Raw genomic sequence first — 14,738 nt, forward strand, 5'->3', positions numbered from 1 at the left:
TCCGTTCAGCTGCGGGTCGTCACCTCCGGTAGGAGACGACGACGCTGGGGCGCGGGAAGCCGTCGGTGTGCGGCCAGGTGCTCGACGGCGACTCGAAGGTGGCGCCGTCCGTCTCGCCGGGATGCTGCACCGCGACGAAGACCGAGCGCTGGTCGCGCGACACGAGGGGCCCGCACGTCTCCGCACCGAACGGGACGGTGAGGAACTGCTCGACGTGGCCGCGACGCGGACCGGCCACCGGCACGCGGAAGAGCCCGTCGTTCGAGCCGAGCACGTTGCCGTCGGTCGAGATCCAGAGGTTGCCGGCGCCGTCGAAGGCGACGTTGTCGGGGCAGCTGATCGGGCTGACCTTGCTCTTGTCGAAGCCGGCGAAGTAGGTCTCCGGCGCCGTCGGGTCACCGCAGACCAGGAAGAGGTCCCACGCGAACCTCGTTGCGGTGTGGTCGTTCCCGCGCTCGGTGACCTCGAGCACGTAGCCGTTGCGGTTGCCCGACTTGCTCGTCAGCGGGGCGCCGAGCTCGGCCCGCACCATGCTCGAGGCGAGCGGGTTGGTCTCGTCCGTCGGGTACTTGACGCCGCGGTCGGAGTTGTTCGTCAGGGCGCAGTAGATCTTGCCGTTGACCGGGTTCGGCTCGATGTCCTCGGGGCGGTCCATCTTCGTCGGCCCGACGGTGTCGGCGGCGAGGCGGGTGTTGACCAGCACCTCCGCGACGCTCATCCCGGGGACGTGGGAGCGGTGGTGCGAGGTGAGCGGCAGCCACTCGCCGGACCCGTCGAAGACGCCGTCGTCCGTGCCGTCGCCGGTGAACTTCGCAACGTAGAGCGTGCCCTTGGTGAGGAGCGTCTTGTTGTGGCGCCGGGCGGCGGGGGAGCGGCCGTGGCGGAAGCGGTCGGCGGAGACGAACTTGTAGATGTAGTCGCCGCGCTCGTCGTCGCCCATGTAGGCCACGGCGTGGCCGGACTTCGAGATGGTGACGTTCGCGCCCTCGTGCTTGAAGCGGCCGAGCATCGTCTGCTTGACCGGGGTGGAGGTCGGCTCGAGGGGGTCGACCTCGACGACCCAGCCGAAGCGGTAGGCCTCGTGCGGGTGCCTGGCGAGGTCGAAGCGCTCGTCGACGTCCGACCAGCCGCGGTTGGTCGTGGTCGTCGTGGCGAGGCCGTAGCGCTTGAACGACGCGGCGTTCGCGGCGTCGACCGGACCGCTGGCGTCGAAGTAGCCGTTGAAGTTCTCCTCGCCGGAGAGCACGGTGCCCCAGGGCGTCGTGCCGCCGGCGCAGTTGCCGAAGGTGCCGTTGACCCGCATGCCGGTCGGGTCGGCCTCGGTGCGAAGGAGCTCGTGCCCGGCGGCGGGGCCGTGGAAGGCGAACTCGGTGTGCACCGTGATGCGCCGGTTGTGGCGCGAGCGGCGGTGGTCGGCCCGGATCCACGAGCCGGCGGCGCGCCCGCGCTCGATGGTGACGACCGACATGCCGTGGGCGGCCATCGCGATCTTCTTGATGGTCGCGTCGTCGTACTCGCCGGCCGGGAACATGAGGTTCTCGTCCGTGTACTCGTGGTTGGTCACGAGCAGGGCCCGGCGGCCGTCGAGCGGGAGCACGCCGACGTAGTCGTTGTTGTAGCCGAACTGCTTCGCCTGCGCCTCGGGGGTCTGGGCGTGCACGTCGAAGCGGCGGGCGCCGGCCTCGACCGGGTCGCCCCAGCGGATGACGACGTTGTGGGTGAACTCGGGGGCGTTCGTCACGGCATCCGTGCGGTTCGGCGCGACGGGCGTGAAGGCGGCCCTGCTGACGTCGTGGCTGCAGTGCCGGCCTCCGCGGGCCGCGGCCGCGGTGGACGCAGCGGACGTGGTCGAGCCGCCGGCTGCTGCCGCGGCGGGGGCCGCCGTCGCGAGGCCGCCGACGACGAGGGCGCCGGCGCCGAGCGCGCCGGTCTTGAGCACCGAGCGGCGGGCGAGCGCGCCCTCGACGAGGTCGCGCATGGCGGGGTTGTCCGACTCGTTGGGCACGGGCGCGTCGCACGCGTCGTTGCAGCGGAAGCGGCACGTCATCCGGCTGCGCGAGCCGTGGCGGGGGGTCGAGATCAGGGGGAGGAGGGTGGGGCTCACAGTGGTGCTCCTTCGGCGACGGGGTCCGCCGCGCCCCTCTGGTCGGCGCGGCCGGCGACCACTCGGAACGCTAGGAGCGCAGGGCGGCCCGGCGGGTGCCGCTGCGGTGACCGCCCGGTGAACAGCACGCATCCGTCCGTCGGCGGGTCCTGCTGCTCAGGGGATGTGCCGAGCGTCGTCGATGCGGTTGCGCATCTCGACGAGGGCGCGGGCGTGGTCGCGCAGGGCCCGGTCCTCGTCGCTGACGGGCTCCCAGGGTCGGGCGGCGACAGCGTTCCCCTCGGCGTCGAGCGGTACGAAGACGATGAGGGAGTGCGTCGTCAGCGCGAGCTCGCCGGTCGCGGCAGGGTTGCCGGAGCGCACGTGCACGCTGACGTGCATGCTCGAGGTGCCGGTCAGCAGCAGTCGTGCCTCCACCTCGACGAGGTCGCCGATGTGGAGCGGCCGGTAGAAGCGCACCCCGCCGGCGTAGACGGCCACGTTCGAGGCCGACCCGGTCCACTGCGTGGCGAGCACGTGGGCGGCCTCGTCGATCCAGCGCATGACGATGCCGCCGTGCACCTTGCCGCCCCAGTTGACGTCGGTCGGGGCGGCGAGGAAGCGGAGCACGACGCGGGGAGCCGTGCCGGCGTCGCTGTAGGTCTGCGCGGCCATCGCCTCGGCGATCTCGGCGCGCAGATCGATGCGCTGCACGGCGCTGCGCTGCCAGTGCCGGTCGTCGTCGGTCTCGGCGACGAGGGCGGGGACCGGCGTCGGTCGGCCCGAGCCGTCGACGGCGACGAAGACCATGATGCAGTCGGTCGTGGGGTGCAGCCGCCCGTCGCGCGGGTTGCCGGCCGAGACGGTGACGAGGATGTGCATGCTCGAGGTGCCTGTGTGGATGACGCGGGCCGTCGCCTCCACGAGGTCGCCCACCTCGACGGGTCGCGAGAAGCGCACGTTGCCGACGTATGCCGTCACGCTGTACGTCCCGCTCCACCCCGCGGCGGCGGCGTAGCCCGCCTTGTCGATCCACTCGAGCACCCGGCCACCACCGACCGTGCCGGAGTAGCCGGCATCCGTCGGCGCCGCCAGGAACCGCAGGGTGATCTCGCGGGCGCCGCGCGTCATGGTGCTCCTCCTCGGCCGTGGTGGTGACCACGAGGGTGACAGACGCCGGGCCCGCCTGTCCCCGCTGTCCGCGTCCGAGCTGCGGGCCCACAGTCCGGAGGTCCAGGCGTCGGGTGTGGTCCTGCCGCTACGTCACTGACCCGTGTTGCGGGTCACTGTCGTAGCGGGCGCAGGGGTTGTGGCTCGGCGTCTGGGGGGTGTGGCGCCTGCGACAGTGACCCGCCCGGCGGGTCAGTGACGTAGCGGGCGCAGGGGGTGCGGCTCGGCGTCTGGGGGGTGTGGGGGCTACGTCACTGACCCGCGTGGCGGGTCAGTGACGTAGCCCGACGGTTCACCGATCGGCTCGCGCGACCTGGATCGGTTCCGCGTGGCCGTGCCGGACGAGGAAGCCTCGCCCGGGACGGCGCTCCTGCGGGAGCTCGAGCCGCGTGCCGAGCACGTCGCCGTCGGAGGCCGCCGTCGCGCCGAGCACGATGCCGAGGCCGTCGCGGGCCACGGCGGGCACGAGGCCGCGGTAGGCGGCGCCCGCGCGCGCGAGGTCACCGGCCACCACGACCAGGCCGTCGCTGTCGTCGACGATCCCGACGGCCTCGAGCAGCACCGCCTCCACCTCGCTGCCCTCGAGCAGCTCGACGTCGTCGACGAGGAGGCACGTGGGCGGCGTGCGGCGCAACGTCCCGACGAGCTGCTCCCGGTCCGACGGGCCGAGCACGAGGGCAGCGGTCGAGTCCGCCCACGCAGCGGATTCCGTCCGCCGGGGTGCCACGACGACGACGGCACGGCCACGTTCCAGCAGGCGGATCGCCAGGCACCGCAACGTGTTCGACCGTCCGGAGCGTGGGGGACCGGCGACCAGGGCCCGACGGTGGCCGTTCCCGACGGGGATGCCCACCGGCAGGCAGTCGTCGCCGCCCAGCCCGACGACCAGCAGCTCGTCCTCGCGGGGCAGCACGCCGAGGCCGACGTCGCCCGGAAGGGACCGGAGGCGCCAGGGTGGTCGAGCGGGACGGGTCGACGCGGCGTCCATGGCGCCCGCGGCCTCTTCCAGCGCGGCGAGCGTGGCGGAGAGCGAGGCGTCGGTGCCGGGGACCGCGAGCTGCACCTCGAGGCCGCTGCCGACGTCGATCGCGCGCCCCGGAGGACGCGGCGTGCCGGCGGCATCGGCAGCGATCCCCGCGAGGGCGAGGTCGAGGGGGTCCGGAAGGTGCAGCGCGAGCCGCTGCCGCAGCAGTCCTGGCAGGCGGCCGGACAGGATCGCCCGTCCTCCGGTCACGGCGAACCGCAGCCCGGCGCCCGGTCCGTCGCGGACCAGTCGATGCAGGTCGTCGAGCGGCGCCCCGTGCTCGACGCTGGCGAGCGCCTCCTCGAGCGGCTCCCACCCGTCGACGAGGACGACCGTGTGCGCGGCGGGAGGCTCGCCCGCCTCGAGCATCTCGACGAGCCGGCGGAGCAGTCGTCGGGTGACGGCCAGGTCGTCCGGACCGGTCACGGTGCCGACGTGGGGCAGGCCTTCGAGCGCGGAGCGGAGGCCCTCCGGCGGGGGCGAACCCGTCAGCACGTGGACGTGCACGTCGGCCGGGCTGGTCGCCACGGCCAGGCCGTGGGCCACCGTCACGAGTGCCGTCGTGCGCCCGCTGCGCGAGCCGCCCGCGATGCCGAGATGGCCACCGTCCCGCAGGTCCCACGTCAGCACGTCCTGGCGCTGCTGCGCCGGCACGTCGACGAGGCCGAGCGCGATCACCGGTCCGGCGTCGCGACGTGTCCTCGTCACGCCACCAAGGGGTGGATCGCGCTGCAGGACTGGGAGATCCGTAACGCGTAGAACACGGGCGAGGGCCGGCAGCCAGGGCGGTGCGGCGCCGAGGATGCCGAGCCGGGTCGCCGCCTCCTGCATGGCCGAGACGACGGCGTCGAGCTCGGTGGCGGGCCGCGGCTGCGAGGGCGCCGCCGTCGTCGTCGGTCGTCGGCGCCGTGGGTCGAGCGCGCGCACCGTGACCGCTTCACCGGCCGCGTGCCGTGCGGCCGGGCCGCCGAGGAACGCGGTCTGCACCGTCGTCAGCTCGTGGTCGCCGGTGCGCACGCAGGCCCGTCCGGGGGTGCGCGGCTCGAGGGCCGCGGCGTCGGCCGCATCGATGACGTCCGTGCTGTCGGCCCGGTCGCGCACGCGCAGCGCGATGCGCAGGGCGACGTTGGCCCGCATGTCGGCCGACACGACACCCGACGGTCGCTGGGTGGCGAGCACCAGGTGCAGGCCCAGCGACCGGCCCAGCGCGGCGACGCGGACGAGCCCGGCGATGAAGTCCGGGAACTCGTCGGCGAGGGCCTTGAACTCGTCGAGCACGATGACGAGACGGGGCAGGCTGGGCAGGTCGGCGCATACGGCCGCCCGGAGGCGGTAGGCCTCGAGGTCCTTCGCGCCGGCCCGGGCGAGCAGCTGCTCGCGGCGCTTCATCTCCGCGTCGAGGGAGGTCAGGGCGCGCGAGGTGAGGTGGCCGTCGAGGTCGGTGACGAGGCCGACGGTGTGCGGCAGCCGGGCGCACGCCCCGAACGCCGAGCCGCCCTTGTAGTCGACGAGCAGCAGCGCCAGCTCGTCGGGACGGTTCGTGACGGCGAGCCCCGCGACGAGGGCCTGGAGCAGCTCGGACTTGCCCGATCCGGTCGTGCCGCCGACCAGGGTGTGGGGGCCGTCGGTCTCGAGGTCGACGTGGAAGGGGCCGGCGGCGCCGACCCCCAGCAGCGCTCGCGGGCGGCCGTTGCCCTGCTCCCACGCCTCGGCCACCTGTCGGGCGTCGGTGGGGTCGGTGCCGGCCCGACGGTGCAGGTCGACGAACGAGACCTCGTCGGGCAGCGCGGCCTGGCCGGCCTCGGGGGTCGCGTCAATGAGGGGGGCGAGGGCGCGGGCGGTCGTCTCGAGCCAGCCCGGGGTGGGCAGGTCCGCCCGGATGCCGGTGAGCGTGCCGCTGCCGTCGCGCCGTGTCGCGGTCCCCTCGCGCGCGTCGACCTCGACGGTGACGCGGGTCTCCGCGGGAAGCGCCCGCGCGTCGGCGCCGAGGCAGACGAAGACGATGCCGGCGGCGGGGCCCTCCGCGAGCAGCTCGGCGAACCCGCGCACGGCCCGCAGCGCGTCGGGCCCGTCGACGAGCACGACGGTGTCGGCGGCGAGGCGGGTCCGGTGCTCGTCCAGGTCGGAGGCCGCCTGTCGGCGCAGGACCACGAGGGCACGCAGGGCCGCGACGCGCTCGCCCACCTCACGTGGCCCCAGCGCGATCCGCGCCGACGTGCCGTCCCGCAGCGACGCGTGCGGCAGGAGGGTCAGCCAGTCCCACTCGCACCCGGGTGACGCCGCGGCGGCGAGCAGCTCGATCGTCAGGTGGCGTGGAGAGTGCCAGCACGCGAGCTGGGCGACGAGGCCCCCGGCCAGGGACGCCCCCGCTGCCCGGGGGCCGTGGACCCCCGTGACGCCGGCGGCCGTCAGGTCGACGAGGACGGGCGCGTCGTCGGCGAGCGGGACGGCGTCCGGCACGGAGCCGGTGACCGCGGTGCGGGCGGGCTGGTCGGCGCACCCCACGCGCACCACGAGGTGGTCGGCGTCCCCGGGCCGCCGCTCCCAGAGGCGGGTGGCCCGCGTGGTGGCGACGGCGGCCACGACGCCGAGGTCGGGGTGGGCGTCCCGGCGTCGGGCGGCGTCGTCGCGGGCGGCGGCCAGCAGGGCCTGCTCGGCGTGGGCGAGGGCGGCTGCGTGCGCCCGGAGCCGGCGCCGGTGGGAGGTGCGACCGGCGCGGCGGTCGCTCCACCACTGGCCCAGGAGCAGGACGGGGGAGAGGAGGGCGAAGAGGAGCAGTGCGGGGGCGTCGAGCGCGACGGCCAGCGCCGCGGACACGACGAGCGGCGCCACCGAGGCGAGCACCGGCATCCGTCCAGGGTCGGGGCGCTGCGGCTCCTCGGGAACGTGGACGCTCGCGGCTGGGCTCGTGTCGACGAACCGCGGCGGCCGGTGCACCTGCACGACGCCGTCGCGCACCTCGTGCCGGCCGATGGCCAGGCGCGGGCGCCCGAGCGTCAGGGACGTCGAGCCGACGACGACGTGCCGGCCGTCCTCGAGCCGGATGCCACCGGTCGGCACGGGGAGCCCGTCGACGGCTGACGGGTTGGTCGGCTGCAGGTCGCGCATCCGGACTCCGTCGGCACGCACGACCAGGAGGGCGTGGGCCCGGGACACCCCGGGGTCGTCGAGGCGGACCGAGGCACCGGCCGCCCGACCGAGGACGTGCTCGCCGCGCCCCAGGCGCACGACGCGCCCGGCCCCCGGTCCACCGGTGATCCGCAGCTCGACGGTGCCGGCCGCGGGCGCGTCACCGGCCCCGCCTCCGGTCGTCAGCACGGCGCCGCGCAGCAGCGGCGGCCGGCCGAGCTCGGCGTCGTCGCCGACCGGGCGCCCGTCGCACACGAGGTGTCCGCCGTCGCACCCGGCAGCGGTGGCGACCTCCGCGCGAATGCGTCCGAACGGGGTGCCGGGCGGCGCCTCGACGAGCAGGTCACAGGGCGGCCCGCCCGCGTGCGGGTCGACGACGGTCAGGGGGATCCGCACGTGTCCTCCTCTCACGCGGGCGGGCCGTTGGTCCGATGCAACCCGACCGGTGACGGTGACGGAGCGAGTTGTCCACAGGTGGTGGATCACACCGGTGGACAAGCGAATTCGGGGCTGACCGATTTGGTTGGGTTCGCCCCGGGCTGTCCCGGGAGGCTGTGGATTCCGCCCCCGTGGGCGCCCACGGATGCCCTAGCGTCGGGGTGCCAGCAGGTCATGGCACCCAATGGGGTTCAGGGGTTTGCATGTCGACACACGAAGCAGTTCGACGCGTCGAGGGCGAGGTCCGCGAGCTGATCCGACGCTCGGGGCTCGACCCGGCGAGCGACACCAAGGCGGTGCGCCGCCTCGTGCAGGACGCCGTCCAGGACTACGACGAGCGCTCGCTGCACGGCGGCCTTCCCGCCCTGGGGGACCCGCGCCTCGCGGTCCACTCGATCCTCGCCGTCGTCGCCGGCTACGGGCCGCTGCAGCAGTACTTCGACGACCCCACGGTCGAGGAGATCTGGATCAACGAGCCGAGCAAGGTCTTCGTCGCGCGCGGCGGCATCGCGGAGCTGACCCCGACGATCCTCACCTCCGACGACGTGCGCGACCTCGTCGAGCGGATGCTCAAGAGCAGCGGCCGGCGCGTCGACCTCAGCAGTCCCTTCGTCGACGCGACCCTGCCGGACGGCTCTCGGCTGCACGTCGTGATCCCCGACATCAGCCGCACCCACTGGCAGGTCAACGTCCGCAAGTTCGTCGTGCGGGCCGACCACCTCGACGACCTCGTGCGCCTCGGCACGTTGCCGCGGCAGGCCGCGACGTTCCTCGAGGCGGCGGTGGCGAGCGGCCTCAACGTGCTCGTGGCCGGCGGCACCCAGGCCGGTAACGAACAGGGCCGTTGGCTGCCGGTGGAGTGCCTGGCTGTTCTCGTGGTAACTCAGTAGGTAAGGAGCAGCCGGTCGGTCACGACATGCTCTTCTAACGACTGCCCTTCCATCTGGAAGCGCTTGAGCATGGACCGGCCCACGTTGACCATCACTTCGCGCTCGAAGAGTGCTTCCGGAATGCCAACGTGAAGCAACTTGTCACCGGTCTGCTTGCTTCCGTCGATGCTGAGCGCGACTCGGACGCCACGCTCCTTCGCCTCGGCAATCCGCGCGAACAGGTCCTGAAGGTCGAAGCTTTGGGCCCCGTAGAGGATGGTCTGGGTGTGTGTGTAGGGCGGGTCGCAATAGACGACATCGCCGGGCTGGGTTCGCGAGAAGGCCTCTCGGTAGTCGAGGTGCTCAAACGTCGCACCCTCGGTTCGCTGTCGCCACAGCTTCGCTCGCATGGAGAAGGACTCCGGACGGACCGGCTGGTGCACGCCCATGGGGGTGGACATGTACCCGTCCGCCGCGCGGAAGCGCACCACTCCGCCATAGCAGGACCGAGATAGGAACAGTAGGTCCGCTGCGTTTGGGTGGGCGTTGTATGACGCCTTGATCTCCTCGTAAGCGTCGCGCCGATCGCTGGCCCTGGAGTAGCGCTCCCACCGCTCTTGGTACCAGGACACAAGGAGGTCCACGTCGTCGTGCAGCGTCTGCCAAATGCCGACAAGGGGCAGGAAGCCGTCGGACCCGACCGCCCTCGCCGGTTGAAGCGTCCCAAGGACAGCGCCACTGCCGAGGAACGGCTCCCAGTAGGTAGCCCCTTGGAGCTCCGGCAGGTAGCCAGCGATTTCGTGAGCGAACCGCTGCTTGTTCCCGATCCACTTCAGCAGCTGCGTCTTGAACGGGGCCACAAGCGCAGGTGCTGACAGATCGAAGAGCGTCGCGGTCATGACCGAAGCCTACGGGCGGCTCCTGACACCGAGGAGGCGGCGCGCCTCTGGGTGGTTGACCCGGCGCGGTCGATCTGCTCCCATTGCGCGAACCATCGCTACTACAGGGGATCAAACATGCAAGCAGACGAGCGGTTCCTAGGACTGCCTCCGGTGTTCTGGGCAAACGTCCGCACCATCAGCCAAGAGGTCGGCTATGCCGTCAGGGGCGGCCGGGGGCGAGAGCCGCAGATCAAGGTTCCGTCCCCTGGGGAGATCATCCGGGCGTACGACAAACTGGGCCTGGCCAGCGATCACCTCTTCAACGACGGGGGCGTGGCGACCGAAATGGGCGACACGCTGCTGGACTACTTCGAGTATCGAGCGATTGTGTTGACAGAGGTTGCCGAACCTAACCTCATGGACGTCGATGAGGCACGCGAGGTGTTCGAGGATCTCAGGCACCAGCTCCAGCCACGGCGACCGTTCGCCATGAACAAGCAAAAGGCCGAGAAGGCGGGTCCGGCGCTCCTGACAGGCATGGTCAACATGATCATCGAGGCGTACGTCGGAGACGACTGCAACTACGACCCTCAGCAGCTGACCACGGTCACGCGCGATGGCCTACCCGTGCGCACGCTGGCGCGTCGAGTGGATGGCGCGTATCCGAGGGTTGTCAACCCTGTAGCTGTCTGGGAGATCAAGGAGTACTACTACACGACGACGTTTGGCAGCAGGGTTGCTGACGGCGTTTACGAAACGATGCTGGACGGGCTCGAGCTGGAGGAGCTGCGCGCGCAAGAGGGCATCGACGTCAAGCACTACCTCATCGTCGACAGCCACTACACGTGGTGGAGCAGCTCCGGACGGTCTTACCTCTGCCGCATGGTGGACATGCAGCACATGGGGCTCGTTGACGAGGTGCTGTTCGGTCGCGAAGTTGTTACTCGCTTGCCCTTCCTCGTCGAGGAGTGGGTCGCGATCCGCAACGCGGGCGGAGCCGAGGATCAAGGTGGCCTTCATGCGGAACTCGCGCGCGATTCCAGGCTGTCCTGAGGCATCGTGAGCGTTGGCTGAAGACGCTGGGAAACCAATGCGAGTGGGATGCGGGCGAGGCGCAGATGCGGTCAGCGCGGCGAGAAAGGAGTCGGACCGCTCGTTCGCCCTTGTTCCCAGGCAGCCGAGCAGACGGGCTGGTGGGTGGCTCTGACCCCATGCCCGCAGTGAACAGCGGGCGAGGTCGCCCTCCCGCTCCTTGGGCGTGCCGCGTTCCGGCAGCCTGCTGCATGTATCACCCGGCGCGGTTGGCGTAGGCCTGCGCCATCTCTGGCGGGTGGCGCTGCCGTGACTCCGCCAGTCCCGGCAGCTCTGCCTGCGGTCGCCGTGCCTCGCTGTCAGGAGCCTTCGGGGTGTACGCCTCCACCTTTAGCACTGCGCCAGGCTCCGCGACGTCCTGGGCATCTACGCAACTGAAGGCGGCCCGAGCCCAGCACGTCGGCGGCCTAGCTGGCGGTTGTTGGCGCCCTGGCAAGCCCGCCCGCAGGCAGCACCGTGGAACTATCGGATTCGATGGTGGTGGGCGGCGTGCGCCCGAAGGGGGCGTCGCGTATGTGTGTGTTGAGCGGACTCTGAGCCACCCAGCCGTGAGAGGCAGTCCCGCTTCGCGACGACGAGACATCCGCATCGCCCCGGTTGGGCTAGCGCTGCGCGGCCGTCAGGCCTTTGCGGACGGTCGGTAAGGAGCACCTGAGTCCTAACCGGCGACCTGGACCAGGCCCGCCCGGAGGCGCGCGCAACGGATGGGCCGGCGCCCGTGCAGCGGGCTGCTACCCGCGAAGATGCGGCAACGGGGCTGTCACTCGCGGTACGCTCAGAACGCCAGGCTTCATGAGGACGCCATTCACCCGCGAGTGACATCTATGGACACCAGGCAAAGTGACACCTATCATCGTGAGACCAGGCAGGAAGCCTGGCGCCGTCAATGACGGGCAGCCCTCCTAGCAACGCAAGGGGGTGAACGATATGCGAACAACTGTTCCAAGGCCGAGTTGCTGTGACGGGTGTGCGAAACAGGCGCGCACCTGGCGTCTCATGGATGCCTGTGCGCGCCTGATCGCGGCGGCCGTCATGCTGTACTGCCATCTCACGGGCAACTAGCGGTCGCGGTGGTGGTGCGGGCGCAGAGCTGGAACTCGGCGCCCGCACCACGATAGTCCAGGCGACGCACAAAGAACAAGACGTGCGAGGGGTCCGTCGGACCCTGGCAGCATTCATGTCCACCTCGCAGCCAAGCGTTCGGATGGGCAGGACGTGCTCGCAAGCCACGGCCCATTAGCCGATTGAAGGCGTCCTCACCGGAAAGGCGTCGTGTCGCGCCTTGAACTCGCTCCGGATGTACTCCAAGATCTCCGCTGTGTGGTCTGGCCCAGGTATTCTCGCCTGCAGGTCATCGAAGATAGTCCGATACTGCGCCGTGATGAGCGGATCCCTGATGATGTCTTGTTTATCTGGATTTTCCAGGTAGACCAGCGATTCATCGTTCGGGTCATCAAACTCCAGGGCGACGAAAGGGCCTCGCAGTGCGGCGTAGGCTCCTACCTCGAACGGCACAATCTGTATAGATAAGTCAGGATTGAGGCCCTCTGACGCTGATTGCCCGGTTCGGATGGTATTTCCTCGGGTGTTGAGCCTGTTGAGGTGTTCGAAGAGGCGATTCATCACCTCATACTTGTAATCCCATGCCATGGATTCGCCGCCTATGGCTCTGTGGAGCGCGCCCTCGTCAATGATGAACTCTGCTGTTGGCCCGTTGGGGCCAGTCAGATACTGAGCGCGTTCATTGCGTGCGTCAACTACTGCTGCGGCCTCGTCCTCGTCGGGCATGAAGCGCAGGTTCGTAGCGATCGCGTCGGCATAGCCAGCGATCTGGATGACCCCCGGAACCAGTTTGGTCTGATAGTTGAAGTACCGATCGGCGAACGCTTCGTAGTCAAGGAACTCGACAAACTTGGGATCGAGGCGCTGCCCGTAACGTGTGCTCGGAGCGGGTTGGCGACTAGCGCGCCCAAGGGAAATCATGGCCTGGCGCTCATCCTCGTCGGTGATGCCATACAGGGTCAGCATTGCGTGCAAGTCTGAGGTTTGAATTCGCCCAGGACCATTCTCGATGCGGTGCAACTTGGAATCAGACCAGTCCAGAGTTTTTGCAACGTCCTTTTGCGTGAGGCCCGCATGGACTCGGTAGCTGGCGAGCCGGCTCCTCAGGCGGCTCGCCGCAACCGCGGGGCCTGGGCTCCTCCGAGTGCCTGACATGTGGGTCCCTCCTGGCCTTGACTGCCTCGATGACACCGATCCTACGGCTCAAACCGTAGATTTGACAGGTGTCACATTAGCAGCCGCAGGCAGTTGACGGACGTCAACGCGTCCGGTGCCTAGGTTGGTCGCGACGACACGTCGGAAGGAGCAGTGATCGTGACAGCAGGCGGCTCAGCGTGCGTTCGACGGAGGGTCGAACTCCCCGGCGCGCACCCCTGCGAGGAAGCACTCCCACTGGCGATGCGTGAAGCTGAGCACCGGCCCGCTGGGATCCTCAGAGTCACGGACCCCAACGCCTTCGGGCGTCATTGCGATCTCAACGCAGTCGCCGTTGGCGCCGCTATATGAGCTCTTGCGCCAGGTAGGTCGACTATCTCCAGCCGAGGCAAGTCGTGACTGTCCTGAGTCCAGCGGCTGCGGGTCCACGGTCATGCGGCTTCCTTCACGAAGAGTCCGGAGGCCAACTGTTGCACAGCAGGGGGCTCGGCAGGGGCAAGTCGACGTGGTGTCTACCAGGACGCAGGACTTAATGAAGCTGGTCTTCACGCGCTTGGTCTAATTTCTCTCCGAGCGCGCCTCGCGATGCGAGAACCCAGTGTTCTATTCGCGGAGCGCAACCCACGCCCCGGTGGCGTAAATGCCCCCGAGTCTCTGCCTCACTCAGCGATGTGGGAAGCGGCCTGAGATCGAAGCACTTTGCTGACGCTGGATTGATACCAGCGTGCACCACCGCGCGCGGTTGGAACGCGATCCATGTCGAGTCCCCGTGCGATTGCTGACATAGATCGCCCTCCCCGGTGCTCGCCAACGATGCGAGCCACGACGGCGTCCGGCAGGACCTGCGGTCTGCCGAGCCGCACGCCCTGAGATCGCTTGACCGCAAGGGCCTCACGGGTGCGCTGGCCGATCAGGCGGCGCTCATATTGGGACGTGCTGAGGATGACATTCGCGACCATCTCGCCCGCGGGCGTCGTGGTGTCCAGGCCAAAATCAAGCGCCACGAGTTGCCATCCCTTTCGCTTCGCACGGTCCATAATGAGCGCGCCCTGGGCCACAGACCGTGAGAGGCGGTCTAGCTTCGCCACGACAAGGACGTCGGCGTCGCCCCGGTCGAGGACTTCCAGCGCAGACGTGAGGCCCGTGCGCTCCAGCGTTGCGGACGATGCGCCTGCGTCCTCCCCGACGACTTCCACCAGGTCCCAGCCGCGCCGTGCGGCTTCGGCCTGGATGGCCGCGCGCTGCGCGGAGAGACCCGCTCCCGAAGCGTGCTGCTCATCGGTGCTGACGCGCACGTAGCCAAGGGCTCGGACTGGGGCGGTGGACGTAGTGGCCATGACCGAATGCTAACGCTAAAGGGACGTATAGCGTTAGGCGGTCGGCGACACACTGCCGTCAAGCGACTCGAGAGCAGCCAGCGCACCGCGCATCGCGGCGAGGTCGAGCGGCTCTGCATGTAGCTCGCCAGCTTCGCAGCGGACGATGAGCGCCTCTAGCACGCGGAGTGCCTCGGTGACGTCGTGATCCTCCATGACTTGATCCTCTCGTGGCTCGTCATTCCGGTGGGGCGAGTCGGCTTGTATGGGGTGGCTTGAGTTCCACGCGATGCATGGGTCCGCGTCGCGACGCGCCCTGCCCCGCTTCCGGCATGGGTAGCGTCGTCGCGGCGGAGCGGGAGCGCCGAGGCGACCTCCCCGATCTTGATGACGCTGCCTTTCTTCGAACCTCTCTGCGGAGCGGCCCACGCGAACCCCGCGCTACCCAAGGGGTAGCGCGTCGGAGGTTCACGTCGTGGGGTTGGGTGAACCCCGGTGAACCCGGTGAACCCGCTGAGC

The 14,738-nt window shown here is 70.2% G+C and carries 9 protein-coding genes and 1 pseudogene; 2 read left to right on the forward strand and 8 right to left on the reverse strand.

The features are described 5' to 3' along the window. Positions 1-19: 19 nt before the first annotated feature. From ABD979_RS17105 to ABD979_RS17115, 3 genes are all read right to left on the reverse strand, one after another. Positions 20-2,104: a PhoX family protein gene (locus ABD979_RS17105; RefSeq protein WP_345508720.1), complete on the reverse strand. Its 2,085-nt coding sequence runs from the start codon at positions 2,102-2,104 to the stop codon at positions 20-22. Between the two features lie 156 nt (positions 2,105-2,260). Continuing rightward, complete coding sequence (locus tag ABD979_RS17110) at positions 2,261-3,214, reverse strand: acyl-CoA thioesterase (protein ID WP_345508721.1); 954 nt, start codon at positions 3,212-3,214, stop codon at positions 2,261-2,263. Between the two features lie 331 nt (positions 3,215-3,545). Continuing rightward, positions 3,546-7,802 carry an FtsK/SpoIIIE domain-containing protein gene (locus ABD979_RS17115; RefSeq protein WP_345508722.1) on the reverse strand — a complete coding sequence of 1,419 codons (4,257 nt, stop codon included), beginning with the start codon at positions 7,800-7,802 and terminating at the stop codon, positions 3,546-3,548. A gap of 245 nt (positions 7,803-8,047) precedes the next feature. Here ABD979_RS17115 and ABD979_RS17120 point away from each other — a divergent pair. Then, positions 8,048-8,674, forward strand: a pseudogene (locus tag ABD979_RS17120) (ATPase, T2SS/T4P/T4SS family); the annotation flags it as partial. 53 nt (positions 8,675-8,727) lie between these two features. Here ABD979_RS17120 and ABD979_RS17125 read toward each other — a convergent pair. Then, positions 8,728-9,612, reverse strand: a complete 885-nt coding sequence (locus tag ABD979_RS17125) for a DNA adenine methylase (RefSeq protein WP_345508723.1) — start codon at positions 9,610-9,612, stop codon at positions 8,728-8,730. A 117-nt stretch (positions 9,613-9,729) separates the two neighbouring features. Between ABD979_RS17125 and ABD979_RS17130 the strand changes: the two genes are divergently transcribed. Then, a complete protein-coding gene (locus tag ABD979_RS17130) occupies positions 9,730-10,647 on the forward strand; it encodes a DUF7687 domain-containing protein (RefSeq protein ID WP_345508724.1) in 918 nt (305 codons plus the stop codon). A gap of 1,275 nt (positions 10,648-11,922) precedes the next feature. Here the strand turns inward: ABD979_RS17130 and ABD979_RS17135 are convergent. From ABD979_RS17135 to ABD979_RS17150, 4 genes are all read right to left on the reverse strand, one after another. Next, positions 11,923-12,903 carry a helix-turn-helix domain-containing protein gene (locus ABD979_RS17135; protein WP_345508725.1) on the reverse strand — a complete coding sequence of 327 codons (981 nt, stop codon included), beginning with the start codon at positions 12,901-12,903 and terminating at the stop codon, positions 11,923-11,925. A gap of 174 nt (positions 12,904-13,077) precedes the next feature. Then, positions 13,078-13,338, reverse strand: a complete 261-nt coding sequence (locus tag ABD979_RS17140) for a DUF397 domain-containing protein (RefSeq protein WP_345508726.1) — start codon at positions 13,336-13,338, stop codon at positions 13,078-13,080. A 224-nt stretch (positions 13,339-13,562) separates the two neighbouring features. Continuing rightward, positions 13,563-14,240 carry a recombinase family protein gene (locus ABD979_RS17145; protein ID WP_345508727.1) on the reverse strand — a complete coding sequence of 226 codons (678 nt, stop codon included), beginning with the start codon at positions 14,238-14,240 and terminating at the stop codon, positions 13,563-13,565. Positions 14,241-14,273: 33 nt separating this feature from the next. Continuing rightward, entirely contained in the window at positions 14,274-14,435 is a 162-nt protein-coding gene (locus ABD979_RS17150; RefSeq protein WP_345508728.1) for a hypothetical protein, read from the reverse strand. Between the last annotated feature and the right edge of the window lie 303 nt (positions 14,436-14,738).

Source organism: Terrabacter aeriphilus, from assembly GCF_039542985.1.
Classification (GTDB): domain Bacteria; phylum Actinomycetota; class Actinomycetes; order Actinomycetales; family Dermatophilaceae; genus Terrabacter; species Terrabacter aeriphilus.